The sequence below is a fragment of the Pseudonocardia sp. McavD-2-B genome, assembly GCF_024124365.1.
GTDB lineage: Bacteria > Actinomycetota > Actinomycetes > Mycobacteriales > Pseudonocardiaceae > Pseudonocardia > Pseudonocardia alni.
In genome coordinates this window covers 1-26,258 of record NZ_JAMXSG010000046.1, presented here as the reverse complement: position 1 = coordinate 26,258, position 26,258 = coordinate 1, and the positions used below count along the sequence as shown (strand labels likewise).

Annotated in this window: 27 protein-coding genes and 1 pseudogene; 5 read left to right on the top strand and 23 right to left on the bottom strand. The window is 72.8% G+C overall.

Translation table 11 applies throughout. The features are described from left to right. Nucleotides 1-264: hypothetical protein (locus NH602_RS09300; protein WP_253067596.1), on the bottom strand; the 264-nt coding region annotated here is incomplete at its 3' end. Nucleotides 265-412: 148 nt separating this feature from the next. Between NH602_RS09300 and NH602_RS09295 the strand changes: the two genes are divergently transcribed. Further along, on the top strand, nt 413-724 hold the full coding sequence (locus NH602_RS09295; RefSeq protein WP_253067595.1) for a sugar transferase: 312 nt from the start codon (nt 413-415) through the stop codon (nt 722-724). Between the two features lie 138 nt (nt 725-862). Here the strand turns inward: NH602_RS09295 and NH602_RS09290 are convergent, their stop codons facing one another. The 3 genes from NH602_RS09290 to NH602_RS09280 all read right to left on the bottom strand — a co-directional run bounded on the left by NH602_RS09290 (nt 863) and on the right by NH602_RS09280 (nt 3,673). Beyond that, nucleotides 863-2,146 (bottom strand): NAD(P)H-dependent oxidoreductase, encoded by a 1,284-nt coding sequence (locus NH602_RS09290; RefSeq protein ID WP_253067594.1) that lies wholly within the window; start codon nt 2,144-2,146, stop codon nt 863-865. After that, nucleotides 2,146-2,709, bottom strand: a complete 564-nt coding sequence (gene rfbC / locus NH602_RS09285) for a dTDP-4-dehydrorhamnose 3,5-epimerase (protein ID WP_253067593.1) — start codon at nt 2,707-2,709, stop codon at nt 2,146-2,148. The genes NH602_RS09290 and rfbC overlap by 1 nt, the downstream gene beginning before the upstream one ends. A gap of 112 nt (nt 2,710-2,821) precedes the next feature. Further along, the gene (locus NH602_RS09280; RefSeq protein ID WP_253067592.1) at nt 2,822-3,673 is read right to left on the bottom strand and encodes a cupin-like domain-containing protein; all 852 of its coding nucleotides are present in this window, start codon (nt 3,671-3,673) and stop codon (nt 2,822-2,824) included. 151 nt (nt 3,674-3,824) lie between these two features. Between NH602_RS09280 and NH602_RS09275 the strand changes: the two genes are divergently transcribed. After that, on the top strand, nt 3,825-4,715 hold the full coding sequence (locus NH602_RS09275; RefSeq protein ID WP_253067591.1) for a phytanoyl-CoA dioxygenase family protein: 891 nt from the start codon (nt 3,825-3,827) through the stop codon (nt 4,713-4,715). A 103-nt stretch (nt 4,716-4,818) separates the two neighbouring features. Beyond that, on the top strand, nt 4,819-5,025 hold the full coding sequence (locus NH602_RS09270; protein ID WP_253067590.1) for a hypothetical protein: 207 nt from the start codon (nt 4,819-4,821) through the stop codon (nt 5,023-5,025). On the opposite strand, the gene NH602_RS09265 is transcribed toward NH602_RS09270, so the two are convergent. Then, nucleotides 5,022-5,630, bottom strand: a complete 609-nt coding sequence (locus NH602_RS09265) for a sugar transferase (RefSeq protein WP_253067589.1) — start codon at nt 5,628-5,630, stop codon at nt 5,022-5,024. The genes NH602_RS09270 and NH602_RS09265 overlap by 4 nt on opposite strands. Before the next feature lie 128 nt (nt 5,631-5,758). Here NH602_RS09265 and NH602_RS09260 point away from each other — a divergent pair, with 128 nt between their 5' ends. Beyond that, nucleotides 5,759-6,787, top strand: a complete 1,029-nt coding sequence (locus tag NH602_RS09260) for a GNAT family N-acetyltransferase (RefSeq protein ID WP_253067588.1) — start codon at nt 5,759-5,761, stop codon at nt 6,785-6,787. Here the strand turns inward: NH602_RS09260 and NH602_RS09255 are convergent. The 18 genes from NH602_RS09255 to NH602_RS09180 all read right to left on the bottom strand — a co-directional run bounded on the left by NH602_RS09255 (nt 6,721) and on the right by NH602_RS09180 (nt 25,089). Further along, nucleotides 6,721-7,974 (bottom strand): O-antigen ligase, encoded by a 1,254-nt coding sequence (locus tag NH602_RS09255; RefSeq protein ID WP_253067587.1) that lies wholly within the window; start codon nt 7,972-7,974, stop codon nt 6,721-6,723. The two genes, NH602_RS09260 and NH602_RS09255, sit on opposite strands and share 67 nt — an antisense overlap. Continuing rightward, nucleotides 7,944-9,071, bottom strand: coding sequence for a hypothetical protein (locus NH602_RS09250; protein ID WP_253067586.1), 1,128 nt, complete (start codon nt 9,069-9,071; stop codon nt 7,944-7,946). The genes NH602_RS09255 and NH602_RS09250 overlap by 31 nt, the downstream gene beginning before the upstream one ends. 23 nt (nt 9,072-9,094) lie before the next feature. Next, on the bottom strand, nt 9,095-10,252 hold the full coding sequence (locus NH602_RS09245; RefSeq protein ID WP_253067585.1) for a lipopolysaccharide biosynthesis protein: 1,158 nt from the start codon (nt 10,250-10,252) through the stop codon (nt 9,095-9,097). 107 nt (nt 10,253-10,359) lie between these two features. Next, a complete protein-coding gene (locus NH602_RS09240) occupies nt 10,360-11,580 on the bottom strand; it encodes a glycosyltransferase family 4 protein (RefSeq protein WP_253067584.1) in 1,221 nt (406 codons plus the stop codon). A 32-nt stretch (nt 11,581-11,612) separates the two neighbouring features. Next, nucleotides 11,613-12,827: a DegT/DnrJ/EryC1/StrS aminotransferase family protein gene (locus NH602_RS09235; protein WP_253067583.1), complete on the bottom strand. Its 1,215-nt coding sequence runs from the start codon at nt 12,825-12,827 to the stop codon at nt 11,613-11,615. Then, entirely contained in the window at nt 12,824-14,578 is a 1,755-nt protein-coding gene (locus tag NH602_RS09230; protein WP_253067582.1) for a nucleoside-diphosphate sugar epimerase/dehydratase, read from the bottom strand. The genes NH602_RS09235 and NH602_RS09230 overlap by 4 nt, the downstream gene beginning before the upstream one ends. A 191-nt stretch (nt 14,579-14,769) precedes the next feature. Next, nucleotides 14,770-16,242 (bottom strand): CpsD/CapB family tyrosine-protein kinase, encoded by a 1,473-nt coding sequence (locus tag NH602_RS09225; protein ID WP_253067581.1) that lies wholly within the window; start codon nt 16,240-16,242, stop codon nt 14,770-14,772. Nucleotides 16,243-16,305: 63 nt separating this feature from the next. Beyond that, on the bottom strand, nt 16,306-17,361 hold the full coding sequence (locus tag NH602_RS09220) for an ATP-grasp domain-containing protein (RefSeq protein WP_253067580.1): 1,056 nt from the start codon (nt 17,359-17,361) through the stop codon (nt 16,306-16,308). Then, the gene (locus tag NH602_RS09215) at nt 17,358-18,605 is read right to left on the bottom strand and encodes a hypothetical protein (RefSeq protein WP_253067579.1); all 1,248 of its coding nucleotides are present in this window, start codon (nt 18,603-18,605) and stop codon (nt 17,358-17,360) included. Before NH602_RS09215 ends, NH602_RS09220 begins: the two co-directional genes overlap by 4 nt. A 99-nt stretch (nt 18,606-18,704) precedes the next feature. Next, nucleotides 18,705-19,286 (bottom strand): DUF4232 domain-containing protein, encoded by a 582-nt coding sequence (locus tag NH602_RS09210; protein ID WP_253067578.1) that lies wholly within the window; start codon nt 19,284-19,286, stop codon nt 18,705-18,707. Nucleotides 19,287-19,641: 355 nt separating this feature from the next. Next, on the bottom strand, nt 19,642-19,770 hold the full coding sequence (locus tag NH602_RS32195) for a hypothetical protein (protein ID WP_374210150.1): 129 nt from the start codon (nt 19,768-19,770) through the stop codon (nt 19,642-19,644). A gap of 164 nt (nt 19,771-19,934) precedes the next feature. After that, the gene (locus tag NH602_RS09205) at nt 19,935-20,900 is read right to left on the bottom strand and encodes an HNH endonuclease signature motif containing protein (RefSeq protein ID WP_253067577.1); all 966 of its coding nucleotides are present in this window, start codon (nt 20,898-20,900) and stop codon (nt 19,935-19,937) included. A 238-nt stretch (nt 20,901-21,138) separates the two neighbouring features. After that, a complete protein-coding gene (locus NH602_RS09200; RefSeq protein WP_253067576.1) occupies nt 21,139-21,651 on the bottom strand; it encodes a hypothetical protein in 513 nt (170 codons plus the stop codon). Between the two features lie 127 nt (nt 21,652-21,778). Continuing rightward, nucleotides 21,779-22,120 carry a hypothetical protein gene (locus NH602_RS09195; protein WP_253067575.1) on the bottom strand — a complete coding sequence of 114 codons (342 nt, stop codon included), beginning with the start codon at nt 22,118-22,120 and terminating at the stop codon, nt 21,779-21,781. Then, the gene (locus NH602_RS09190; RefSeq protein WP_253067574.1) at nt 22,117-23,856 is read right to left on the bottom strand and encodes a zinc ribbon domain-containing protein; all 1,740 of its coding nucleotides are present in this window, start codon (nt 23,854-23,856) and stop codon (nt 22,117-22,119) included. Before NH602_RS09190 ends, NH602_RS09195 begins: the two co-directional genes overlap by 4 nt. 42 nt (nt 23,857-23,898) lie before the next feature. Next, the gene (locus NH602_RS09185; RefSeq protein ID WP_253067573.1) at nt 23,899-24,462 is read right to left on the bottom strand and encodes a hypothetical protein; all 564 of its coding nucleotides are present in this window, start codon (nt 24,460-24,462) and stop codon (nt 23,899-23,901) included. A gap of 27 nt (nt 24,463-24,489) precedes the next feature. Further along, entirely contained in the window at nt 24,490-24,648 is a 159-nt protein-coding gene (locus NH602_RS32190; RefSeq protein WP_374210148.1) for a zinc-ribbon domain-containing protein, read from the bottom strand. 234 nt (nt 24,649-24,882) lie between these two features. Beyond that, the gene (locus NH602_RS09180; protein ID WP_253067572.1) at nt 24,883-25,089 is read right to left on the bottom strand and encodes a hypothetical protein; all 207 of its coding nucleotides are present in this window, start codon (nt 25,087-25,089) and stop codon (nt 24,883-24,885) included. Between the two features lie 104 nt (nt 25,090-25,193). Between NH602_RS09180 and NH602_RS09175 the strand changes: the two are divergent. After that, nucleotides 25,194-26,096 (top strand): annotated as a pseudogene (locus NH602_RS09175) (IS481 family transposase). The last annotated feature ends 162 nt before the right edge of the window (nt 26,097-26,258 follow it).

The following is a 26,258-nucleotide window of genomic DNA, read 5'->3' as shown; positions in this document are numbered from 1 at the left end:
CTCGGCCCGGTCCGCCGTCGCCGGATCGGCGTGGCCCTGCGCGGTGAGCGCGGCGACCAGGTCCCGGATCCCGACGGCGTCGCCGGGCAGGGCACGGCCGCGGACGACGTCGCGGACCCGCGCGGTCGAGGTCCGCAGCCGGCGCGCGAGCACACGCTCCGACGGGCAGCCGTGGTGCACGTGGACGTCGTCGAGCAGGTCGAGCAGGTCCCGGTGCGGGCCGTGCTCGGGCCAGGATGTCCGGTCGAAGCGGCGCAACGGCACCCGTTGCCTCCTCACGCAGGATGATCGTTCGATCACCTGTCGCATCCGGCGGCGTCGGCGTTACTCAATTCTGATGAGACGCCGCGATCGTCACTCCTGATGACAACCCCTCGCTTGGATTAGGACGAACGGCGCAACGTGCGCGCGGGTGAGGGAGCGGGACCTGGAGGGCTCGGAGACCGAGCTCGCCGTCGACCCCGGCCTGATGGAGCTCGCCGGCCCGCGCATGCACATCACGCCGGTCGACGGCATGCCGCTGCTGCGGCTGTCCGAGCCGCGGTTCTCGGGCGCGTCGACGATCGTGAGGTACGTCGCGGACCGCGCGGTCGCCGCGCTGCTGATACTTCTGGTGGGGCCGCTGTTCCTGGTCCTGGCGGCCGCGGTGAAGCTCGGCGACGGCGGCCCGGTGTTCTTCCGCCAGGAGCGCGTCGGTACGCACGGGCGCACCTCGGGATGCTGAAGTGCCGGTCGATGTGCGTCGACGCCGAGGTCGAGAACTGGATCCCCGCACTGGACCGGCTGATCCTGTGGAAGACCGTCGGCGCGGTGCTCCGCAGCCGCGGCGCCCACTGACCCGGCGCCGCGGCCTGCGGGCCGCTCAGGCGAACAGCTTGTCCTGCTCCTCGCGGAGCGCGTCGACGAGCCGGCCCGGGGGCAGGGTGACGTCGTCGTAGGTGAGCACCGCGTCCTTCGCGACGTCGCGCACCAGCGTGCACCCCTCGGCCACGCCCATCGGCAGCAGCCGCTCGGCGCGCGTGACCGGCGAGGACTCGGCGACGCCGTAGGTGTCGTAGCCGCCCAGCCCGTCGACCGTGTGTCCTGCCGTCAGGTCCTGCTTGGCGGTGGCGACGACGTCGACCCGCTGTCCCGCGGGCGGGCTCAGTGCGGCGTCGGCGAAGTCGACAGCCCGCACGATGGTGTTCGGGACCTCGAAGTGGCACAGGTGGTACGGGGTGTAGAAGCTGTACAGCGGGCCCTCGCCGAGCTTGTACAGGTTCAGGTAGTGGCGCTGCTTCGGGTCGTCGTGGGTGCCGAGCACGTAGATGCCCGGCCCCGGCTTGGCGCCGACCACGTAGTCGACGACGCCGCCCAGCTCGCGCAGCTCGTCGACGTCGTAGGCCGCGGTCAGCTCGTCGACGTGCCCGGCGTGGTCGCGGCCGTACATGCCGCGCTGGCCGACGGTGAAGCCGAACGCGTTGGCCACGATCGCCTGCTCGAACGACACCTTGGTGCCGTCGGCGAAGCTGGTGACCATGTAGGGGTCCTGCCCCCACTTCTCCGCGAACGCCTGCTGGGTGGTGGGGGTGCGGTACTCGTCCTGCAGGCCCTTGATGTTGCCGGCGACGAGCGGGGTGACCCCGATGCCGCGCACGAAGCGCAGCAGGTTGGCCTGGACGCCGGGCTGGTCGCCGTCGGCACCGGTCAGGACGACCCCGGCGGCGCGGGCGCGGTGCGCGAGCAGCGGGCCGACGGTGCCGTCGAGCTCGGCGTTCATCGTGACGACGGGCAGCCCGCGCTCGATCGCGGCGACGGTGACCCGGGCGCCGAACTCGACGGCCCCGGTGACGTCGACGAGCACGTCGATGTTCTCCGCGGCGAGCAGCGCGAACGCGTCGCCGAGCACGGCCGGGACGCCCTTCGCGACCATCGCCTCGACCTGCGCGGTCGTCGACACTTCGACCGGCTCCAGCCCGGCCTCGGTGTAGGCGCGCACGGCGGTGGCGACGGTGCGGTTCGCGATCGCGACGACGTCCATCCCGGGGGTGGAGTTCACGATCTGGTTCACCAGGCCGCGGCCCATGAACCCGGCGCCGACCAGGCCGACCCGGATCGGGCGGTTCTCGGCGTCGCGCTTCGCGAGGGCGGTGTCGAGGATCAGCATCAGCGGGCTCCGGTGACCGACGGGAAGTCGGCGTTGTCGGCGAGCAGCGGCCAGTTCGCGTCCTTGTCCGAGACGTGGTCGACCGTGTGCGGCCACTCGACGTCCAGGGCCGGGTCGTTCCAGCGCAGGCCGCGCTCGGCGCCCGGGGTGTAGGGCGTCGAGACCTGGTAGATCGTCGTCGCGTCCGGGGTGAGGGTGAGGTAGGCGTGCGCGAAGTTCCGCGGCACGTACATCGCCCGGTAGTTGTCCTGGGACAGCTCGGCACCGAACCACTGCAGGTAGGTGTCGGAGTCCGGGCGCAGGTCGACGATCACGTCGAAGATCGCGCCGCGGACGCAGCGGATGACCTTGACCTCGGCGTTGGGCTCCAGCTGGTAGTGGAAGCCGCGCAGGGTGCCCGCCTCGTGGTTGTACGAGAGGTTGCACTGGGTGATCGTCGGGTCCAGCCCGGCGTCGCGGAACTCCTGCTCGCAGAAGGCGCGGGCGAAGAAGCCGCGGTCGTCCTCGAGTCGCTTCAGGTCGATGAGAGCCGATCCGGGGAGCGGGGTCGGATGGATGTCCATGCCCCTCTTGTACGTCACGAACCCACGAGCCGTTATCGCGGCACCCGGCGGATGTGACGTTCCCGGTGGCGCCGGTGCGCCCGGCGACGCGTCGGTCACCGGGAGTGCCGTCTCAGTGCCGGACGTGGCAGGTGCAGTCGCGTCCGTAGACCCGGGCCAGGTGCAGCGCAGTGCGGGCACGTGCCAGGTTCCGGGGCAGGCCGAACTCCTCGGCCCAGCTGAACCCGAGGAAGCTGACACTGATCGACGGGTCCACCGAGCGGACCCGGTGCCACCAGCCCTTCGGGATGAAGATCATCGACCCGGGGGCGAGCTCCACACGCTCGTGTCGCAGGAACCGGTGCAGGGGAAAGCCGGTCAGTTGCGAGCCGTCGCCGATGCTCGACAACGTCGCACCGCGGTCGAACTTCCGGCTCGGATACATCCCCCGCCCCAGACCGGGCGGGATCAGGTCGACGACCTTGCGACCGTGGATCTGGGCCAGGACGTTGTCGGCGTAGTCGGTGTGCCAACCGGTGAAGGTCCCGGCCGGACCGAACCAGCCGGATGCCACGACGTGGCGCTTGTTGTCGTGGATGAGGGACATGTCGATGTCCGCCCGCAGGTCCGGGAACGTCCCGAACAGGTCCACGTTCGCGAGGTAGCGGGTCCCCCCGGCGGGGGCCGTCCCGGCTGCCAGATCGGCCAGGTAGCCGCGCAGGTCGGCGGTGTCGAGCCTGGTGGGTTCCTGCATGACGTTCCCGACGTCGACCCGGTGGGTCCGGTCATCGGCGATCTCGGCGAAGTACTCGAAGCTCCACCGGGACAGGGCGGGCCAGTCGCGCATCATGCCGTGCAGTACCACGGGGGTGTTGGTGGCCATGTAGTCACGGCGCAACGTCGGGGGGGCGATCCGGTCGCGGTGGTCGATCACTCCGGCGGCCCGGTCGTTCGCCGTCGTCGAGGAGTCGGTCGTGGGGGCCATCGGGTGGGTCACCTTCCTCGCTGCCGCCGTGGTCGCAGCCGGAGTCGGACGCCGCTCCCCGACCGTTACGGGGGCTAACGGCGCAGATGACCCCGGCGAGTAGCCCGGCACCGGCGCGCAGAGGCCGCCGATCACGCGAATCGAGAGCACCGTGACGCGTACGACCGGCCGGACGGCCGCCATCCCGATCGACGAACGCCTGCTGCCCGACGAGGACGACGTCCGCTTCTACCGGGAGCACGGCTGGTTCGTGTCGAGACCGGTACTGCCCACCGGGTTCCAGGCCGAGCTGCAGGCCGTCGTCGACCGGTTCAACGCCGGGGAACGCGACGCACGGCTTCCGGTGGCCGACGGTCACATCGACTGGCGTCCCGGCATGCCGGGGGCGACACGGATCAACGAGCACGCGTCGTACCAGCTCGCCGACCTGCGCCGGATCCTGCTGCAGCCGGTCATCGGTGCGATCGCCGCCCGTCTGGTCGGCACCGACGAGATCAGGCTCATGGAGGACACCCTCGTCCACAAGGAGCCGGCGGGTTCCGGGGACCGGGCGGCGACCGGATGGCACACCGATGACGCCTATTCCTCCAACTGCACGTCCCGGGACACCGTGACGGCATGGGTGCCCCTGCACGCGGTGGACGCCGACCGCGCCCCACTGGTCGTGCTCGACGGCAGCCACCGCTGGCCCGGTATCGACCACCTGCGTCACTTCAACGATCCGGACATGGACGGCCTCGTCGACCGCCTGCGGCTCGCCGGGCACGACATCCGGGAGGTGCCCATCGAGCTCGAACCGGGACGGGTCAGCTTCCATCACGCACGGACCGTCCACGGGAGCCGCCCCAACCGCTCGGCGCTGCCCCGCACCGCCTTCGCCGTGCAGCTGCAGCCTGGCGAGAACCGCTACCGCGATGTCGTGAACGCGGGCCGCGTCGTCCACCATTACCTCGACGGCGTCGCGCGGATCGAGCCCGCGACCGGTCGGCCCGACTACCGTGATCCGCGGGTCTTCCCGGTCGTGTGGCAGGCCGGCGTCTGACGACTCCCGCGCGTCACACTGCGCCGACGCGCTGTGACCCGCGCGTCGCTAGAATGAGGGATCGGCCGATGCACCGGGCATCCGTTGCGGAGGAGGTCCGACCATGACGCGACAAGGTGCCGAGGGGGCGCCGCGGGGCAGGATCGTCACCGGCGCCCGCCCGCCGACAGTTCCCGCCGACTTCTGCCGGGTCTGCTGGCGCGACCAATACGTCGTCCGTGACGGCGAGCTCTGGCTGGACCACATCGGCCCGCTGTCGTCGTGCACGCACGCGTGCCACGACGAGACCTTCCTGGGCTCCACCAGCTAGGCCGTCCCGGACCGGGCCTCCGGGTAGTCCGGATTCACGCCGCCGTCGCCGTAGAGGTCGCGCGGGAGAAGCACTCGCACCACGGTCAGCCACAGGATCCGCAGGTCCAGCGCGAGCGAACGGTGGTCGATCCAGAACAGGTCGAGCTCGATGCGCTCCGGCCAGGAGATGGAGTTGCGTCCGTTGACTTGGGCCCAGCCCGTCAGCCCGGGCCGGACGGTGTGCCGTCGGTGCTGGGCCGCGTCGTAGCGCTCCACCTGCTCGGGCAACGTGGGGCGGGGGCCGATCACGCTCATGTCCCCCCGCAGGATGTTCCACAGCTGGGGGTACTCGTCGAGGCCGACGGCCCGCAGGAAGGACCCGGTGCGCGTACAGCGCTCGCGGTCCGGAAGGTCCTCGTGCCCGTCGCGCATGGTCCGGAACTTCAGGATCTGGAACGGCTGCCCACCGAGCCCGATCCTCTGCTGCCGGAACACCACCCGGCGCCCCGTGGTGAGCCGGACGGCCACAGCCGTCACCAGCGCGACGGGTGAGAGGACGACCAGCCCGGCACCCGCCGCGAGCATGTCGAACATCCGGCGCATCAACGGTGCCTCCTGTGCCACGGGAGTCGTGTCGCCCCCGGAGTCGGCTCGCCGGCGCACCGCGTTACGGCCGCGCGGAACGTAACAAATCGGTCCTGCGTGCGAGCCCACTCAGGGTGTCCGTGTCCTTACACCGGAGGTGCACGCCGATGACGTCGATCCGCCCGCCGCACGTCGGGACCTCGATGGTCGGGAGGTCGTCCTCGACCGCACGTCTCATCGCCGACTGCGGTGTCTCCGCCGCCGATATCCGGTCGTTCTTCCGGCATCCCGGGTTCCTCACGGCCGAGGGGGTGACCCACACCCTGCACCTGTGGGACGGGCGCGGCGAGGCGCGGATCCCGCTCGTCGTCCGTCCGATCCCCGGGTCGGACCTCCTCGATGCGGTGTCGCCCTACGGCTACCCGGGCGCCGGCGTCGACGGTGCGGCGATCGACCCCGGGCTGATGGACCTGTCCGGGCTCGGTCTCGTCAGTGTCTTCGTCCGCGATGTCGTCCCGGCACCCGCGCTGGCCGGCGGGCTCGCGCAGAGCATTGTCCGCCTGCACGACCCGGCCGCGCCCCGGCGTCTCGGGAAGAGCTTCCGGCGAGCCGTCCGGCGCTGCACCGACGCCGGGTACCGGGTGGAGGTCACCCCCGGACAGGACGTACCGGACGGCGTGCTCGACCGGTTCCACGACGTCTACCTGCGCACGATGGACCGCCGGGACGCCAAGTCCCGCTACCGCTTCGACCGCACCTACCTGCGGGAGTGCCTGGCGACAGGCCTCACCTGGCTGGTGCACGCCGCCGACGCGCACGGCGCCCTCGCGGCGGGGGACCTGGTCGTGCGGAGCGACGACGTCCTCCACTCGCTGCTGTTCGGCACCCACGACGACCATCTGCCGGCTTCTCCGGGCAAGCTCGTCACCGTGCGCGACCTCGATCTCGCCGACGAGCTGGGGACACCGTTCAACGTCGGCGGCGGGCTGGCCGCAGGCGACGGCCTCGACCGGTCGAAGCTGGCCTACTGCAACGCCAGCTCCACCTATGTGTGCCATCACCTCGTCTGTGACCCCGAGGCGTATCGGAGGCTGAGCGGCGATGCCGGGGAGTCGAGGTTCTTCCCCGCCTACCGGGCGTCGCGATCGGGCAGCACCGCCAGCAGGGCGAAGATCCACAGGAACCGGGTGTCGTAGAGGTCGCCCGAGGTCATGCTGGCCGCGGCGACGAGCACGGCCGCGCACAACAGACCCACCTGGTCCGCGGAGAGCGCACCGATCCGCCGCCAGGCACGCACCACCGACACCGCGACCCCGGCGAGCAGCCCGAGTGCGATCACCCCGCCGGTCGCGGCGACCTCGAGGACAAGGTTGTGTGGGTAGGACAGGTCCTCCGACCGCCCGAACGCGACGAAGTAGGCGTCCAGTCCCCCGCCGACCAGTGGGTGGGTCAGGAAGAGGTCGAGGGTCTGGGCGAACAGCTCCGGTCGACCGGAGAACTGGTCGGTGACGAACAGGTCCTCCACGAACCGACGCCGCAGCACCTCCACCGTCGCGGGGTCGGCGACCGCGAGCAGCGCCGCGCCCAGCAGCGGGACCGCGGCCAGCACCGTCAGGACGCCACGGACGGACAGGTGCCTGCGGCTCAGCACGACCGCCGCGGCCCCCGCGACCGCGATGGCCGCGAGACCACCCCGGGAGCCGCTCAGCACCGCTGCCGTGACCAGCAGTGGGACCGGCAGCAGCAGCACCCGGCGGCGGGTGGACACCGCGAGGGTGACCGTCGCGACCAGCCCGAGCCCCACCACGCGGATGAACACGTTCGGTCCGCCGCCGAAGGCGACCGTGCGTCCCTGCACGTTGGTGTCGCCCGAGAGCAGGCCGGCACCCGCGTACACGACCCCGGCGAGGAGCAGCGCCACCAGGATCGTGCGTCGTGCCCGGACAGGGTCGTCGACGGCGACCACCGTGACACAGACGACGAGCAGGACGAGACCGAGCAGATCGGTGAGCCGGTCTCCGACCCGGGCACCGTACGGGGCCCAGAAGGCGGTGAGGGCGAGGGCGGTGAACAGGACGAGCGACGCCGTCGCCGGTCTCGGCCACCCCCCGCTGCGCCCCGGCACGCCCGGCCGGTACCTCCAGAGCAGGACGGCCGCGGCCACGACCGGTGCCCCGACCAGGCGCAGGTCGAGGTCCGCCTCGTCGGCGAACCCGAGCCGGTCCAGGGTGAAGCGCCCCATCAGGGCGAACACGAAGAGACCCAGTAGTAGCACCACCGACGTGCCCGCCCCCGGTCCGGGACGGGCCGGCGGCAGGAACGGCGGGCGGGACGTACGGACGGGCGTCGCGGTCACGAGCCGCCGCCCGGGCGTGCGAGCCACGCGGCGTTCACCGCCATCGCGGCGAGGAACTGCCCGTTCTGGACCCGGTGCTCCTCCAGGGCCGCCTGGCAGGCCGGATCGAAGCGGCCGAGGGTGACGAAGCCGTCGGCGATCCACCCGGTGCCCTGCCCGGAGCCGTCGACGTACTCCGGATAGTGTCCGTCGGCGCCGAGCACCGGCCCCAGCAGGGTGGCCGTCATGGTCGCGACCTCCGCCGCGCTCCAGCGTCCGCCGCGGAGGTGCGCAGCGGCGATGTAGGCGACGTCCGCGTTGCCGTGCGCGACGTCCTGGGGTTCGGCGACGTAGCCCCAGACCGGGCTCCACACATAGCTCGCCGGGCTGCCGCCGGCGAGACGCAGCTGCTGCCGCAGCGACGAGGGGTATCCGGCCATGCCGCCGTCGTCGACCCGTCGGACGATGTCGGCGCACAGGTCACGGACTTCCCGGCGGGAGGTGGTCGTGCCGAGGTGCAGCGCCAGGTACGCCCAGTGCGCGGTCATGTGGGTCCGGCTCCGGTAGACCGTCTCCGCGGGACCACGTCGGTACCACTTCAGCAGGATGTCGTCCTCGCAGAACGTCAGGACCCGCCGGTGGCGCGCTCCGAAGCGGAGTGCCCCGGCGCCTCCGGCGGCCGCGCGTTCCTGCAGCACCGCGAGCAGACGGGCCACGTAGCGCCAGCAGTAGCTCTCGTACAGCGGGACCTGCTGACCCGCCACGTCCGGCTGCTGGGAGACCCAGCCGCGGTAGGTGTCCCCGGCACCGCTCGTCCCGAGGTCGGTGGACGGCACCGAGGTGGCGATCATGTTCTCGGCGTACCGCAGCGCGACATCAGCCCACTGCTCCGCACCGGATGCCTCGTACATCGAGGTGAACGCGTCGAGGGCGTAGGCCAGCCGGTAGAAGTCCCAGCTGTCCGGTGACCGGGACAGGGGCTCGCTGTCGGCATCGAGGGCCGCGGCCTCCCCGTCGAACCGGGAGGTCCAGTGGGCCGGGTCCCGCCGCGGACGGGTCGGTCGGGACACCGACACCGGCGCGACGCCGTCCGCACAGCCTGCCACCAGCGCGGACGTCGCGAGCCCCACAGCGCCCGTGAGCACGGCCCTGCGTCCGAACCGGGCGCTCACGGCGCCCGCCGTGTCGCGGCCCGGACCCGCGCGAGCACCACCAGCGCCACGACGAGGCAACCCAGGTATCCCAGGAGTGATCCGTACGCGGCGCCGGCCGCACCATACGGTCCGATCAGCACGACGAACGCGACGACACTGACGGCGAAGCCGACGACCTCGACCACGGACGCGGCCGAGCTGCGCCGGTGGGCGATCAGGAGGGTGATCGCGATCTGCGAGACGCCGAAGACCATCGCGGCGGCCACCAGCGGCCACACCAGCGCACCGGCCGGGGCGAACTCCGGCCCCAGCAACGGGACGAGCACCAGCGCCACGGCGCCGCCGACGACGGCGCCCGCCGCGACCGCGTAGGCGGCGATCCCCAGGACGAGCGGGCGCAGCCGCAGCCGTCCGGCGTCGGCGTCGGCCCGCCACCGGCCCAGCCGGGAGTCCGCGAAGGCCAGCAGCGGCCACGCGAGCACCTCGGTCATGGTGGCGACCCCGGCGTAGAGGCCGAGGGCCGCGGTCGAGGCGAGTCCCGCGAGCAGGAACCGGTCGAGGCGCAGCATCCCGCTGTGAGCCAGCGCGGACGGCAGCAGCACCAGTCCCTCCGTGCGGGCCCGCGCGGTCGCCTCCGGCGCGGAGGCCGACCCCGGACCACGCGTCCAGCGGAACCACCAGACCAGGGTGGGCACCGCCCCGACCAGGACGTAGGTGGCCAGCCAGGTCACGACGTGGTCGGACCCGGTGGCCAGCAGGACCGCGGTGACCGCGAGCCGGAACACCTCACCGGTGAGGGTGTAGGCCAAGAACTCGCGTCGTCGGTCGGCGGCGATGGCGACGGAACGCACCGCCCGCACGAACGCGTTGACCACGGCGAAGAGCAGTGCGATCCCGAGGCCGGCGCCCCAGGTCGGCAGACCCGCCAGAGGCGCTGCGAATGCGCCGACCGCGACCAGAACGCAGACACCCGACGGGGCACGCAGGAGCCGTCCGAAGGCCCGGGCCACCGCAGGCGCCGGCGCACCACTGAACGCCGCGACCACGCTGCGGTCGGTCCCGAGGAGCAGCCCGAGGCTGGCCAGGTAGCCGATCTGCAGCAACAGGGCCAGCTCACCGCGCCCCGCGGGGGCCAGCATCCGCGACGACGCGATGTTGAGCACGAACGCCACCGCTGCGGTGATCAGTTGTGCGACCAGCAGCGCGGTCGAGGGGTCGCTGAGGAGACGTCGGAGGCCGGGCCTCCCCCGTCCCGTCGGCCGGATGGACCGATCGAGGGTCATCGCCGCCCGGGCTCCCGTCCGGTCACGGCAGCGGCGAAGGTCTCGTACAGGTCGTCGCGGGCGAATCGTTCCTCGGCGACCTTGCGCGCTGCGACCGAGGCCGCGGCGAGCCAGGCCTCGTCGTGCAGGAGCTCGCGGAGCCGGAGTGCGGCGCGGCGGTGGTCGGTGGGGTCGAGGACGGCCCCCGCCCCGGTCATCGTGAGGATCTCCGCCTGCCAGCCGCCGTAGTTGATCGCCTGCGGCCGGCCGGCCGCGAGGGAGTCGAAGAACTTGTTCGCCGAGTTCGTCTCCATCTCCCGGATCGGCAGGAACAGGCTGGTCGCCACCGTCGCCGCTCCGAGGACGGCGGGCACCTCGCGCTTGGGGATGGTGCGTTCGACGATCACGCTGCGGTCCAGCACACCGAGCTCACGCGCCAGCACGGTGACCTCGTCGCGCTCGCGGCCGCCGCCGACCAGCAGGAACCTGACCTCCGGATCCAGCTCGGCCATCTCGGCAGCGAGGCGGACCAGGTAGCCGACACCGTTGATCTGTCCGAAGGTCCCGATGTAGACGACGAGAGGCCGGTCGCCGAGCCAGGGGCGCGACCGGCGGAAGTCGGCGACCGCCGACGGATCGACGTCGAACAGGGCCAGGTCCGACGCGTTGGACACCACCGACACCCGGTCCGGGTCCGCTCCCTGGGCGATCGCGCCGTCGGCCATCCCCGGCGAGAGCGCGACGACGTGGTCGGCCCGCCGGTAGGCGGTGCGGGCCATGACCCAGGCCGCCCGTCGGGTCACCGGGTTGCCCAACGCCCCGATCGCAATCGGCAGCTCGGGCCAGAGATCGCGGATCTCGAAGACGAACCTGGCCCGGCTCAGAACACAGGCCACCAGTCCGGGCAGCACGATCGTCAGCGGTGTCGAGGACGCGAGGACGACGTCGCCGCGCAGCCGGGTCGCGCGGACGGACGCGGCCGCGGCGAAGTGCAGGAACGCCTGCACGCGCCGCGCGAAGCCCATCGAGTTCGAATAGGGCACCGGCAGCCAGTGCACCGTGATGCCGTCCTCGTCGGTGGTGCGCCACCGGGCCCGGGCCCGTTCGGCCGAGGTGTCGCACGTGAGGACGTGAACCTCGTGCCCGTCGGCGACGAGACGACGGGCCAGCTCGTAGGTGCGGATGCCGCCGGGCATCCGTGGCGTCGCGAAGTACTGGTACAGGTAGACGATGCGCATCGGCAGTCCCGGGATCGCGTCGGTACGGAGGGTCAGCGGGCAGCGGCGGTCATGACCTTCGCTACCGCTGCGGCGGTGTCGGCCACGTCGGTGTCGGTCAGTGTCGGATGCACGAGCAGGGCCAGGGACGTGCGGCCGAGCCCGGACGCGACGGGCAGGCGACGGCCGTCGCGCCAGATCCCGACGAAGGCCTGCTCCCGGTAGATCTCTGCGCAGCCGCCCTGCGAGCAGGGCACCCCTTCGGCCGACACCGCCTGCACGACACGGGTGCGGTCCCAGCCCGGCCGCAGGTCGTCGAGGCGGACCCGTGCGTAGACCCGGTACCAGGACGGCTCGACGTCGCCGGGCACATCGGGGATGTCGAGCGCGGGCACGTCGGCGAGAGCAGACCGCAGGAGGTCGGCGTTGCGCCGGCGGCGCGCGACCCAGGCGTCCAGCTTCGTCAGCTGGCGGCGGCCGACGACGGCCTGCACCTCGGTCATCCGTGCATTGGTGCCGAAGGCGGTGTGCAGCCAGCGGAATCCGGGCTCCGGATCCGGTCGGTGGGCGAGCCCGTGGTCCTTGCCGTGGTCCTTCGCCGACCACACGCTGTGGAACAGGTCGTCGTCGTCGGTGGTGACCGCACCGCCCTCGCCGAGCGTGGTGAGGATCTTGTCCTGGCAGAAGGACCAGGCCGCGACGTCGCCGAACGTGCCGACGGGCCGCCCGTCGACGGTGGCCCCGTGGGCCTGTGCGCAGTCCTCCACCACCCGCAGACCGTGCCGCCGGGCGAGCTCGACGACCGGTCCGATGTCGGCGGGCCACCCGCCGACGTGCACGACGACGACCGCCCGGGTCCGGGGCGTCAGGACCGCTCGGACGGTGTCCGCCGTGAGCCCCTGGCGGACGGGGCACACGTCCGCGACCACTGGGACGGCTCCGCGGGCGGCCACCGCCGCCGCGGTCGCGATGAAGGTCGCGGCGGGGACGACGACCTCGTCGCCGGGGCCGATCCCCAGTGCCCGCAGTGCGAGCTCGAGCGCGACGGTCCCGTTCGCGACGGCGACCGCGTGACGGGCCCCGACGCGCTGCGCGTACTCCTCCTCGAAGGCCCGGCCGTGCATCCCGGTCCAGTAGTTGACCCGTCCGGACGCGACGACACCGGCGACGGCGGCGAGGTCCCCGGCGTCGAAGTGCGGCCAGCCGGGTACCGGGTCGGACCGCACCGGCGCCCCGCCCTCGGCGGCCAGCGTGATGCTGATCGTCATCGCCGGCCCTGTCCACGCGAGTCGACCAGCAGCGCGGCCCCGGGGAGCGGAGCGGGCGCGGCGGCCGGGGACGGGGCCGTCGGCACGTCGGCCGCGACGAGCTCCCGCATCGCGACCGCCGGGTCGCCGTCGACCGCCCGGACCGCCTCGACCTCCGGCGCGCTGAGCTCGACGACCGCGACCTGGGAGATGCGTGGATGACGGGGCCGGGTGTCCACCTCAGACGGCCCGAGGAGCTCCTCGTGGAGCTTCTCGCCGCCTCGCAGCCCCGTGTAGACGATCGGCACGGCGCACCCGTAGATCGCCATGAGCCGCCGGGCCAGGTCGACGATCCGGACCGGTTCGCCCATGTCGAGAACCATGACCTCCGGGTCCCGCCCGATCGCGGCCGCCTGCAGGACGAGCATGCAGGCCTCGCGGATGGTCATGAAGTAGCGGGTGACGTCCGGATGCGTGACCGTCAGCGGGGCACCGGCGGCGATCTGACGGGTGAAGGTCGTCAGGACCGAGCCGCGGCTGCCGAGGACGTTGCCGAACCGGACCGAGAGGTACGGCATCCCGGTGCGCTCGGCCATGTGCGCGACCAGTCGCTCGGTGATGCGCTTGGACTCCCCCAGGACGCTCACCGGCCGGGCCGCCTTGTCGGTGGAGATGTTCACGAAGCACTCGACGCGCACGGCCGCCGATGCCTCCAGCACGTTGAGAGTGCCGAGCACGTTGGTCTTCCATGCCTCCGCGGGGTACTGCTCGAGCATCGGGAGGTGCTTCAGCGCAGCCGCGTGGAACACGACCTCGGGCCGTCGCTCGGTGAACACGACGTCGAGTGCCGCGGCGTCCCGGATGTCGGCGAGCACGACGTCGGGGGTGTCGAGCAGCGCACGCCCGTGCAGCGAGAGCTGCACGGCGTGCAGCGCCGACTCGTCCCGGTCGAGCATGATCAGCTCCGCCGGGCCGGCCCGGTGCAACTGACGGCACAGCTCGGCTCCGATGGACCCGCCCGCCCCGGTGACCAGGACCCGCCTGCCGCGGATGCGCGCCGCGACCGCAGCGGCGTCGATCTGCACCGGGTCGCGGCCGAGGAGATCGTCGATGTCGATGTCCCGCAGGTCGCGGAGGCCCGGCTGGAGCAGCGTGCTCAGCGGCGGGAGCTTCACGACCCGCAGGCCCGACCCGACTGCGGCGACCGAGATGTGCTCGACCTCGACCGCGCGTGCGCCGGGGACGGCGATCACCAGCGTCGTCGCGCCGGTGTCCGCGGCGACCGCACCGATCCGGTCGCGCCCGCCGCGCACGGGGACCCCGGCCAGCATCGCGAGGCGCCGACGCCTCACCGGGTCGTCGTCGAGAACCGCGACGGGGTGCCATCCGGCGGCCGGGTCGGCGAGCATGGAGCGGACGAGCCGGCTGCCGGCCTCTCCCGCTCCGAACACGATGACCGGGGTGGCGTTCCCGATGATGCCGACGCGGCGGCCCCGGTGCCGGTCGACGACGAGGCGCCCGGCAAGCGCGAGTACCAGCGCAGCGGGCCACGCCAACAGCACCGCCGGCCAGGTCGCGACGGCACCCAGCAGCGAGCCGGCGACGAACAGCGCGACGGCTCCGACGCCGCTGGTCCCGGCCAGCACGAGCACCTCGTCCAGACCGACGGGGTGCACACGCATCGTGTACAGCCGGAACCGCTGCCCGACAACAACATGGGCACCCACAGTGACGACGAGGACGCCGATCAGCGCGACGGCCCCGGACGCCACCTCCGCCCGTTTCAGGCCGAGAACCGTCACACCCAGGGCCACTGACCAGGCTGCGACGTCGATCAGTGGAGCCGACCACGCGTGGAACGGCGCTGCCGTTCGCGCCTGCTCATTTCGCATGAGAGACCCCTTCGGGTGAACATGTGAACAGCCTGTGATCGACGACGGAGTCGGTCCGGACCACGTGGCCGTTACGCACGGCTTTCGTACTGCGAACGAGTGAGTGGTGTCAGAGCGGGATCCGGGTCCCCTGGTCCGGCGCGGACGATGGTGCGGTCAGGAACCGTCCCGGTCGGCGGCTCCGTCACGTGTCCGTCCCCGTCGTCGGCCGAGGGCAGCGGGTCCGGCGCGGGCGTCCGTCCGGCGCGGCGGCCCCGGGGGGCGGTCAGCACCACCCCGGCCGGGTGGGCCCCCACCTCCGTCATGGCCCGCAGGGTCCCGGTCAGCGCGATCGCCGAGGTCCGGTCGCGACGCGCCACGAGCACCACCTCGTCTACCCACGACGCGAGTGCGAGTGCGTCGCCGGAATCACCGACGGCCGGGGTGTCGACGACGACGACGTCGTTGCTCCGGCCCAGTTCGGTGACGACAGAGCGGACCGCGAGCGAGGCGGGCAGGTCGATCCCCGGTGGTGGGTCCGTCCCGGCCGGGAGCACGGTGAGTCCGGTGCCCGGTACGGAACGGAGGACCCGCCGGAGTCCGGTCCTGCCGGCGGCGACATCGGTGAGCCCGTCCGCGTCGTCCACACCGGTCGCCAGCACGGTGATCCCGGGGCCGGTCCGGTCGGCGTCGACGAGCACCACCCGGGCCCCCGTCCGTGCCCACGCAGCGGCCAGCGCCGCGGCCACTGTGGATCGGCCGTCGCCGGGTGACGGGCTGACGACGAGTACCACCCGCCCGGGCTGCCCGTCGCGGCGCACGCCCAGCCGGGCACGCAGCCGTCGGACGTCCTCGCCGAGGGTCTCGGTGCCGCCGGGTCGCAGGCAGTCCGCCGACTGCACACGGGCCGGCACCGACCCGAGTACGGGCAGGACGGCCTCGGCGTCGGCCACGGACCGGATCGGGCGGCGCCGCCGCTCGGCCACCACCGCGGCCGCCAGACCGGCTGCGAGTCCCAGCACCGCACCGAGCGCCAGGTCCAGCGCGGGCCGTGGCGTCACGGGGGCGGTGTTCAGGGTGGGCGGTCCGACCGTCCGGATCGTCAGTACCGGCCGGGCGGCCGGGTCCGCGGGCCGTTCGAACTCGGCCACCGTCAGCTCGTAGCGCCGGGTGACGGCCTGCACGACCTGCTGCGCCCGGAGCGGCGTGCCGGCCGTGCCGCGCACGACCACCACCGGGGTGTCCGGTTGCAGCGTCAGTGACAGGTCCCCGGGGACGACGGTCGCGCCCGGCGGCAGGGACGGGTCGGCGGCCAGCTCCCGCGCGAGCAGGTCGGGGTCGAGGAGGGAGGTGTAGGACTTCGCCTTCTGCGTCGCGAGGGTCTCTCCGTCGTAGCTCGACGACGCCGTCCCGGAGGCCGTGGGCGACAGCACCATCGTCACCTCGGACGCGTACCGCGGCGGTGTCGTCGCCACGACGACCGCCGCGACCGCCAGGCCGGTCACGATCCCGGCGAGGACCATGATCCAGCGGGCCCTGATCAGGTGTCGGTAGCTCTGCAGCACGGCGGTGTCCCCTGCTCACGGTCTCGACGGCTGCCGGAGCACTCGTCGGTGGTACCGCGCGTGTTAGCCGCCGGCCGGGGCACCCGGCCGGCGGCCGTCCGGGACCTCGATGGCGGCCGGGCCGACCAGCCGGTCGTACTTGGCCGAGCGCACGCCGGCGACGGCGGTGAGCCACCGGGGGTCGGGGCTCCGACCGGACGCCCAGGCCAGCAGGGCCGCCGGGACGTCGGCCCCGGCGTGGTGGGAGAACGGGTACCCGCCGCCGAACCGGGCGTTGAGCTCGAGCACGGCGGCGTGTCCGTCGTCGTCCACGAACACGTCGACGTCGAGGTTGCCGATGTGCCCGAGCGCCCGTCCCAGCCGGGTCCCGAGCTCCTCCAGTTCGGGCCGCGCGACGGTCACGGCACGGTCGGTCTCGCCCCCGCGCATCGTCAGCTTCCGGCGGGCCAGCACCGTCGCGACGCGGCCGTCGAGGTCGTTCACGACGTCCATCCCGTGTTCGTGACCGGGGAGCATCTGCTGGACGACGATCGTGTGCTCCGGTGGACCGGCACCGGCGAGGGCCGAACGGCCCACCCGGATACCGGCCAGCCGGTGTGCCAGCATCAGCTCGTCGAGGTCCGCGACGACCTCGATCCCGATCGACGCGGTCCCCCAGCGGGGCTTGACGACCAGGGGGAAGTCCAGCAGGCCGGCGTCGAGTCCGGCCCGGGCATCGTCGACGGTGAGGACTGTCCGGGCGGTCGGGATGCCGTGCGCGGTCAGCCAGCCGAACGTGCGCCACTTGTCGGCGCAGATGTCGACCACGTCCGGTGGAGGAAGCACCGCGCGCGTTCCCGCCTCGGCGAACCGGGCCCGGTGCGGGGCGAGGACGGGCAGCTCCAGGTCGTTCAGCGACAGGAGCAACCCGATCTCGTGCTCGCGACAGACCGCGACGAGGTGCTCGACGTACCCGGGGTCGGCGACCGGCGGAACGACGACGGCGCGGTCGGCCGCCTGCATCGCCGGTGCAGCGGCGTCGACGTCGGTGGCGACGACCGCGCCGATGCCCGTGAGCGCGGCGCGGAAGTACTCGACCAGGTAGTGGCGGCGCCCGGCGCAGGTCAGCAGGACGTTCATGCCGGCGCCCCGGGGAGCGCGAACCCGGCGAGGAGGTCCTCGGTCGTCTGACGGCGACGGACCAGCTCGGCGGTGCCGTCCGCGCGCACCGCGACGACCGGTGGCGCGGTCCGGATGAACGGGGGTTGCATGACCAGGGTGTAGGCGCCGACGTTGTCGAACACGGCGATGTCGCCGACCGCGACCGGGCCGGGAATCCCTTCGGCGAGGACGTCGTGCTCCATGCAGGTGTAGCCGACAAGATCGACCGGGCCGTCCGGTCCGGCGTGCGGTCGGTCGGCCCGGTGCAGGGTCATCGGGACCGCCTTGCCGTGTCCGGTGGGTTTGATGTTGTGCACGCTGCCCTCGACCAGCGCCACCGACCGTCCCCGGACGCGCTTCGCCGAGACCACGCGGGTCACGAACCGCAGGACGTCCGCGGTCAGCGCCGTCCCGGGTTCGACGACGAGCTCCGGCCCGTCCTCCGTGCCGAACTCGGCCCGCACCTGCGGCGCGATCGCGGCGGCATAGGCACGGTGGTCCGGGATCTCCACGTCGAACTGCGCCTGCAGGGACGGCGCCATCCGGCCGAAGTAGCCACCACCGACGTTGACGAACCGCGGCGGCCGGTCGGGGAAGTGGGCGGCCGTCACCGCCAGGAGCTTCTTCGTGCGCAGCGCGTAGGACCCCGGGCTGCGGTCCCCCGTCGACACGTGCAGGTGCAGCCCGGCGAGCTCGCAGCCGTCGATGCCGCGGATCCGCGCCACGGTCCGGGTGAAGGCGGGATCGTCCACGTCGAACCCGAACCGGGAGACGGCGCCGGTGCCGAGGTCGACGTTGCAGCGCAGACCGACGAGCAGGGGGTGCCCACTGTGCGACGCCGCCACCTGCTCGACGACGTCGATCTCGTGCTCGGCATCGAGGTTGCAGATACTGCCGTCCCGCAGCGCCGGCTCGAGGTCGTACCCGGGCTTGTGCGGACCGTTGAAGATGATCCGTTCGGCCGGGACCCCGAGCCGGCGCGCGAGCTGGTACTCCATCCCGGACACGACCTCGGCGTAGCCTCCGCGGTCCTGCACGGCGAGCCCGAGGGGCGGAAGGTAGTTCGTCTTGTAGGAGTAACCGATGGTCGTGCGGGGATAGTGGTCGCGGAACGCGCCCTGGAAGCGGTCGTAGTTCGCGGCGAAGGCGTCGGTGTCCAGGACGAAGAACCCGTCCCCGTACTCGTCGCACCACCGGTCGAGGCTCCGCCACGTCGTGTTCATTCCGGCCCTCCCGGGGTCGTGCCCTGGTGTCCGGGGTGAATTCGGTGCGGCGGCGGCTCATCGTTACGCCGTGGGACCGATCCCGGGCGGCGCCGCGGGTCAGACCGACCCGGGCGCCACCGGGTGGATGTAGGTGCCGGGGCGGGTCGCGCCGTCCTGACGGGACACCGGCCCCTGGTCCCACTTCAGCGTCGTCGACGTCGTCTCGTCCGGTGCGGTCACGACGATGTCGGTCGGCGTCCAGCTGTCCCCGGGCAGCCAGGTGATGACGGTGTGCGCGGTCCCGCCCGGCTTGACGACGACCGCGGTCGGCTCCTCCTGGGCGCGCGGCAGCGAGTACGACGGCCCGAACTGCGGGTCGTCCGGGCCGCGCAGGTCGACGCCGCCGAACCCGGTCATGGTGCAAGGCGCGTCGGAGGTGTTGCGCCAGACGATGGTGGTGTCCTTCTGGTTGTCGCCGAGAGTGGTGCCGACCGACGCCTGCACGGTGCTGCTGGTGCAGCGGGCCACCTCGCCCGCCTCCGACGACGACGTCTCCCCCGTCGGCTGCTGCGCGGCCGTGGTGGGCGCGGTCGACAGCGCGGCCGGGGCCTCGGACGGGGCGGCACCTCCGCCGCACCCGGCGACGAGCAGTCCGGCCGACAACAGTCCGATCAGGAGTGGTGTGCGGTGATTCGTCATGTCCGACACCGTTCTCCGGTTCGGCGGAGCGTGCCGCGCGGGAGGCGAGAACCACCCGGCCGAGGGTCGGACCCGCGCCCCCACCCGCGGCGCCAGCTCGTCGACGATGCCGTGCACGACCGCGAAGATGAGGCGGACCGCGTCGTGGTGGGCGGACTCGCGCAGCGCGAACGTGCGGTCCAGCAGGTGCGGGTAGCGCTCGAGGACGGTGGAGCGGTACCGGACGTTGGCACCGAGTACGAGGTCGGCCCCGGCGACGGTCCGGTCGTCGAGCTGACGGGCCCGGAACGTCTCGGCCCGCGCGTCGAGGCCCCAGGGGCGAGCTGGGCTCGGGACAGCGGGTGCATCGGGCCGTTCACGACGGCGGCGACGCCCGCGCTGGAGGTCTGCACGCGCGCCGCCTCGCGCCCCCGAGCCGGCCGACGAGCAGGTTGCGCATCAGCAGCTCGGCCGCGGGCGAGCGGCAGATGTTGCCCGTGCACACGACCAGCACCCGGAGCCGGTCGTCCGGCCCGGGCTGCGCGGGGACCGTGCGGCGGACGTGCCATCGCCCCGGTGTGGAACGTGCGCGGCGGTTCCTGCAGCGTCGCGTGTGCTTCGGCACGCTCCACCAGCGCGGTCATGGGCCCCCGACGGTTCGTCGCCCGTTCAGTCGCCCGTGCGGGCCCCTCCATTCCCGCCGAACGGCCGCGGACACCGGAGATCGTCAACGTTGATGACACGGTGTGACTCCGGGAACCCACGGACCGGGGACGGCGCCGACGACGACGTCGAGCGCCACGGGCGGGCGCCCGTCGTCGTGGTCGTGCGGTGGCCGACGAGGTCGAGCCGGTCCAGGGGGTTGCGGCGCGGCCCGCCCTGCACCCAGGGCGGCGGGTGGAACAGCGGGAACCCGCCGACGATCTCGATCGTCCAGTCGCCGGAGTGCACCATGCGGTGGTGGTGCGGACACAGCAGCACCAGATCGTCCAGGTCGGTGGTGCCGCCGTCCGCCCAGTACCGGACGTGGGGGGCGACACACCACTGCGGCGGCGCCTCGCAGCCGGGGTGCGCGCACCCGCCGTCGCGCTGGGCGAGGGCGCGGTGCTGCCCGCGGATCGCGAGCCGGGCCTCCCGCCCGACGAACAGCGGCTCCCCGGCCGTGCCGAGTACGACCGGCACGGCCCGGGCGTCGCAGGCCAGACGCAGTGCGTCCCCGGCGGCGACGGCGGCGGACAGCCCGTCGGCGCCGAACCCGAGCAGTCCGGCGCCGGTGCCGGTCGTCAGCGTGTCGAGCGGGACGGTGACGGTCAGGGTGACCGGCTGACCGTTCTCCACACCGAGATCCCCGACGGCGAGCATCCGCCGCGCGAGCTCCACCAGACCGTCGCCGGTGCGTTCGGCGGTGGACCGCTCGTCACGGGCTCCGGCCGGCCCGTCCGGCGGGACCGGCGCGGTCAGCGGGGCGCGCAGCAGCGCCGCGGGCTCGGCATCGACCCAGCCCCGTGCCTCGAACCCGGCGCCCTGCGGGCGCAGCTCCGCGTCCACCCGTTCCCCGGTGATCAGGTGGAGCGGGGACAGCGTCCGCGCGGCGTCGACCCGGGCGCGGGCGGTGGCGCGCGAGATGTTCTGCACGATGCGCAGCAGGTCCGCGGTGTCGCGAAATCCGCGGTCCCCGGCCAGCCCGCGGGTGGCGATCTCGGCGACCAGCGCGACGAGTACTCGCGGTCGATCCGCTCCTGGACGTCGGCGACCGCGAGGAGGAGCTCCTCATCACCGGCCTGCCAGACGCCGTCCACGCGCTCGACCTTACTCGAGCATACGTTCGATGAGTGCTCGTTGAGCTGGGAGGACGTCGGGCAGCGGCGAGCGGTCAGCCGGTGAATCCGTCCATGATCCCGTCGCCGTCCAGGTCGGACCCGCAGGCCGCGGTCCCGTAGTAGCTGCTGGTGGGGTCCGAGCAGGCGGACTCCAGTCCGTCCCCACTCACCTCGTGCTCCTCTGCCTGCAACTGCTCCAGGTACTCCCGCTGCGCCTGCTCCTTCGCCGCGATCAGGTCAGGGCAGTTCTTGTTGGTGATGTAGTGCGGGTGGGCCGGGTCCTCGAACTCCGGGTCCGCCGTCGGCTCGCAGGTGTAGAGCACCGGCTCCGGCTCGTCCGCCACGAACGACGCGAGCGGCGCGTCCGGCACCACCACCGGCACGGGCGGCGCCGGGAACTCCCGCGCGACCACGCCGGGCCCCGTCGGAGCCGGGGGCGCGACCGCGACCACCGGCTCGGCGGAGGCGACGGACGCGACGCAGAGCGCGGCGGCCGTCGTCGCCGGCACCAGCCCGGCCAGCAGGGCACGGGAGAGGGAACGGCGTGGGCTGCGGTGCGTCGTCATCGTGCGGTCTCCCCGGTCGGCCGGGCCGCCGGCGCGGCCCTCACCTCCGCTGGATCGCTCCGGACGGACCAGCCCGTTGTCGACCGTTCGGCGGTTCATCGGAACTGACGAGACGGCGGGCCCGCGGTCAGGGTCCGAAGAGCGTCATGACCAGGTCGGTGATCTGCGCGATGTTCGCCCCCGTCCCCAGCACGGCGGCGGCGTGTGGCCGCAGGGACGCCCACCGGCTCCGGACCGCCGGCCGGTCGGGCTCGGCGAGCACGATCTCGGCGGTGAGCCCGTCGAGCTCGCGTACCGCGGCCCGGGCCTCGTCGCCGTCGGCCTCCAGGAGCCGGCCGCGCAGCGCGGACAGTTCGTCGGTCAGCCTGCCGACCGTCACCGACGTCGAGTGGCGGGCGTCGACGTAAGCGTCCGGACCGACGGCGGACCGGTCGAAGTGCGCTCCCTGGAAGTTCCAGTTGGTGCTCATCGGTTCCCCTTCGTCGCCGTGGCGGGTGCCGGACCGGTGGTGACCTTCGCGTCCGGGCCGACGGCGGAGTTCGAGAAGTGCGATCCGCGGAAGTCGTTGATGGTCTGGGTGAACGCCTCCTGGAACTCGACGGCGGAGTAGCCGAGCCGTTCCAGGTGGGCGCCGACCGACCGGAGCAGTACGCGGTCGATGATCTCGCCGTACCGCAACACGTCGGTGCTCTGGAAGTAGCTGCGGAACTCGTCGCCGACCGCCAGCTCCCGCAGGCTGGGGCCTGCGCCGTAGCGGTCGGGGACGAGGGTGCCCTCGGGCTGCGGGATCCGGCGCGCCGACCAGCACTGGCGGATCCGGTCCGGGATCGTCGCCGGGAACCGCGCCAGGTCAGCGCACGCCCGTCCGAACCGGCGCAGGCCGCTCACCGGTTGGTCGATCTCTCGGAAGCTCTCGGGCAGCGGGGGCAGGACACAGTGGACGCGCTCGACGTAGAGGTTCTTGTCGTCGGCGCCGACGTGGACGAACGTGGACAGGACCAGCTGCCGGTCCCAGGTCTCGACCCGGTAGCGGCGGTAGTAGCGGGCCCACTCCTCGGGGGCGACGGCGAGGGCGCGCGCCTCACGCTCGTCGAGCGTCGTGTACGGCGGGCCGTCGGTGAAGGGTCCGTGCAGGACCGGCAGGACACGGGCGGCCAGCGGACCGTCGGCGTGCTCGGCGACGTCCTCGGCCGAGGTCATCACGACCTCGTCGAACCGCAGCGCGCCGAGGCGTCCGCCCGGCCCGAGCGAGGACGCACGACGCAGGTCCGACAACGCCTCCTCGATGGTCGCGTGGACGCCGAGGACATCGACCGGAGCAGGCTCGTCGACCGTCTTGTCCCGCGCGACGAGCGAGATAGCGAGTGCCTCCTGGGCCCGGACGAGGCCGGCACCGACGAACGGGTCGAACCCGCGGTGCACGACGAGCGGGACGCGGCCGGGCTGGTCGCCCGGCTCGACACCGGCGTCGATCCGCGCGATCCGCGCGCCGTGCTGGTCGTGCCCGAAGGTCCGCAACGTCCGCTCGGTGTCACTGCCGGGCAGGACCCGCGGATCGGGCCGGAAACGGATCCGCCGGAACCGGCGGCGGGTCAGCCAGCCCACCCAGTACGCGTCCGTCCCGAACACGGCCACGATCACCGCGAACAGCACGGCCGCCACGTACCCGCTGCGCAGCGCCAGGATCAGCTCCGCGAACCCGCTGCCGAGCCGCCCTCCGAACACCGTGACGAACTGGGCGATGCCGTAGACGACCTCGTAGACGAGTGCGCCGGAGGCGATGCCCGCGACGAGACCCACGACCACGGCGCCGGTCACGACGACCGGGGAGCGGCCGAAACCGAAGCGCTGCACGATCGCCAGCGCGGCGGCGAGCACCAGCCACGCGGCGAAGGATCCCGGGCTCACGAACAGCAGCAGCACGAACAGGACGGTCAGCGTGCCGTCACGGACACGGCGCCGCGAGCGGGACGCGAGCGCGTCGCGCAGCACGGCCGGCACGTTCACCCCCGGCGACGGCGGCAGCGCCCGGACGGGCTCGACGGTGTACTCGTCCAGGACGCGCCTGCAGAAGTCCGCGTCGCGGTGGACCGCCGCACACAGCAGACGCGTGGAGTCGTCGCGCAGGAACGCGCCGCAGGAGCCGCAGAAGCGGGCGGTCTGCTGGTGGGCGACGCCGCACTCCGGGCAGTGGACAGGGGACACGGGTCTCCTCGGGGATGGTGGTGGGGTCGGACGGGATCGAGGTCAGCGCGGCGCGGTGTTGCCGTCGGGCCCGTCCTGGGCGATCCGCTTGGCGAAGCAGTCGTCGGCGCCGATGCCCTGCTGGTCGCACCAGGCGTTCGCCGCGTCGGACGTCGTGAAGCCCTGCCCCTCGACGAGCACCCACAGCCCGCCCGTGCGGAAGGACGAGTAGTCCGACGAGTTCAGCAGCAGCACGCCCGGGTAGCTGCCGGCCATGGAGCGCGCGTGGTCGAGGACCATGTCGTCGTTCCACGTCGTACCGTCGATGACCATTCCGGCCCGCTTCGACGACAGCTGCGGTACCCAGTAACCCTGCAGCGACGCGACGGTGCTCCGGTCGGTGTCGGCGAGCGCCTGCAGAGCGGCCGAGGAGTCCACCGGCTCCGTGCTCCACGCCGTGGTGGGCGGGGCGCCGGTCGGCACGGCAGACGTCGGGACCGGGGGGTCCACCGGGTCCGCGCCGGCGGAGCGCGTGTACAGGTAGCCCCCGCCGGCGGTCGCGACGACGACGGCCAGCACCGCGGCGACGGCCAGCGCGACATTGCGCGGGCCGCGGTCGGTGGCCACCGCCCGATCGTGCTCCAGCGCCGGCCGCTACTCTTCCTGCCGCCGTACCGGCGCCGGATGGGCCTCGTGCTCCCCTACCGCCCGGGTAGGCTCGGGGACGGGTCGCGCACCGGTCGGTGTGCCACAGCCGTTGCAGAACCGCTCCCCGGCCCCGACGTGCTCCCCGCACTGGGTACACACGCTCATGGCTCTCCCGCCGTGTCGTCGATCGCTTGTTACGAACGGTCGGTGGGCGTGCGCGGGGCGTTAGCGGTGTCGGGGCTCGAAACGGGCTCTTTGCGACAACATCGTCAGAGATGGGGATGTGTGGTCACGATGTCGTCACGGCGATGACGTTGCCCGACCGACGTCGGCCCCCTCTGCACCCGAGCAACGGCACGGATCCACGGAGTGCTCCGCCTCCGGCGCGTCCGCTCGCCGTCAGCGGCTCATCCGGCGCAGGTCGGCGAGGTGCTGCTCGAACACCTTCCGGTCGTCCTCGTACCTCTTCTTGAGGTCCGTGGTCCGCTTCGTCTCGTCGGCGGTCGCGACCTTCTCCCTGTCCGAGGCCGGTCGCTGGCGCTTCAGACCGGACAGTCGCTTCGTGGCGTTCGCGATGTCCCGGTCGAGGAGCTTTGTACTGCCCACGGAGGTTGAGTACACGCGGACTGGTGGTTTGATCTTGACGTGAGGGAGGGCCTCCGGGTCCGGTGTGGATTGCGACATCTGCACCGGAGACCCAGGAGGCCCTCGTGGTCCACGTTAACGCCCCGCTGTCCCCGACCGGTCGGCTACGCCTGGCCCGCTGTGTGGTCGATCAGGGTTGGCCGCTGCGCCGGGCCGCGGAGCGGTTCCAGGTCGCTGTGAGCACCGCGGCCCGCTGGTTACAGCGCTACCGCGTCGGCGACGCGCCGCGAGCGGCGGATCGTGTCGATGCGGGTGACCTGGCGGTGGGGCCGGCCCGGATCGGTTACCGGCTCGGGATCGCCCCGTCGACGGTGCATCGGGTCCTGACCCGCTACCGGGTCCCGCGCCTGGCCGAGCTCGACCGCGCCACCGGGCGCCCGATCCGCGCCCGCCGCTACGAACACGATGCACCCGGTGACCTGGTCCATGTCGACATCAAGAAGCTCGGCAACATCCCCGACGGCGGCGGGCACAAGGTCCTGGGCCGCGAACGAGGCAAGCGAGACCGCAAACGCGGCGTGGGCTACAGCTACCTGCACAACGCCGTCGACGACCACTCGAGACTGGCCTACACCGAGGTCTTGCCCGACGAGCGGCGCGAGACCGCGGTCGCGTTCTGGACCCGCGCCCAGGCCTACTCCGCTGCCGCCGGGATCACCGTGTCCCGGGTGCTGACCGACAACGGCTCCTGCTACCGCTCCCACTCGTGGCGAGACCTGCTGCGCAACAACGACATCGTCCACAAACGGACCCGGCCCTACCGTCCTCAGACCAATGGGAAGGTGGAGCGGTTCAACCGGACCCTGCTCGACGAGTGGGCCTATGCCCGGCCCTACCAGCGCGAACAAGACCGGCGAGCTGATCTACCCAGGTGGCTGCATCACTACAATCACCACCGCGGACACACCGCGCTACGGGGCCACCCGCCCGCCAGCCGCGTCCCCAACCTCTCTGGGCAGAACAGCTAGGGCGTTGCCGTCCTGCCCAACGACCTGGATCGTCAGTACACCGGACACCAGTACGACCGGTAGGAGACCGACGGCGAACGAGACGCTCCCGGACCCCGGTCCCCGGTCCTCCGCGACGGCGGGGGCGGGCACATCGCCCTCGGTGGTCTGGCCCGGACCGAC

Bases quoted from the DNA above. Each gene is read 5' to 3' on its own strand.
- NH602_RS09240 (WP_253067584.1), bottom strand. From the start codon at position 11,580: ATGCGCATCGTCTACCTGTACCAGTACTTCGCGACGCCACGGATGCCC.
- NH602_RS09270 (WP_253067590.1), top strand. From the start codon at position 4,819: ATGACGCGACAAGGTGCCGAGGGGGCGCCGCGGGGCAGGATCGTCACC.
- NH602_RS09200 (WP_253067576.1), bottom strand. From the start codon at position 21,651: ATGACGACGCACCGCAGCCCACGCCGTTCCCTCTCCCGTGCCCTGCTG.
- NH602_RS09290 (WP_253067594.1), bottom strand. From the start codon at position 2,146: ATGCTGATCCTCGACACCGCCCTCGCGAAGCGCGACGCCGAGAACCGC.
- NH602_RS09195 (WP_253067575.1), bottom strand. From the start codon at position 22,120: ATGAGCACCAACTGGAACTTCCAGGGAGCGCACTTCGACCGGTCCGCC.
- NH602_RS09260 (WP_253067588.1), top strand. From the start codon at position 5,759: ATGACGTCGATCCGCCCGCCGCACGTCGGGACCTCGATGGTCGGGAGG.
- NH602_RS09210 (WP_253067578.1), bottom strand. From the start codon at position 19,286: ATGACGAATCACCGCACACCACTCCTGATCGGACTGTTGTCGGCCGGA.
- NH602_RS32190 (WP_374210148.1), bottom strand. From the start codon at position 24,648: ATGAGCGTGTGTACCCAGTGCGGGGAGCACGTCGGGGCCGGGGAGCGG.
- NH602_RS09235 (WP_253067583.1), bottom strand. From the start codon at position 12,827: ATGACGATCAGCATCACGCTGGCCGCCGAGGGCGGGGCGCCGGTGCGG.
- NH602_RS09220 (WP_253067580.1), bottom strand. From the start codon at position 17,361: ATGAACGTCCTGCTGACCTGCGCCGGGCGCCGCCACTACCTGGTCGAG.
- NH602_RS09280 (WP_253067592.1), bottom strand. From the start codon at position 3,673: ATGGCCCCCACGACCGACTCCTCGACGACGGCGAACGACCGGGCCGCC.
- NH602_RS09215 (WP_253067579.1), bottom strand. From the start codon at position 18,605: ATGAACACGACGTGGCGGAGCCTCGACCGGTGGTGCGACGAGTACGGG.
- rfbC (WP_253067593.1), bottom strand. From the start codon at position 2,709: ATGGACATCCATCCGACCCCGCTCCCCGGATCGGCTCTCATCGACCTG.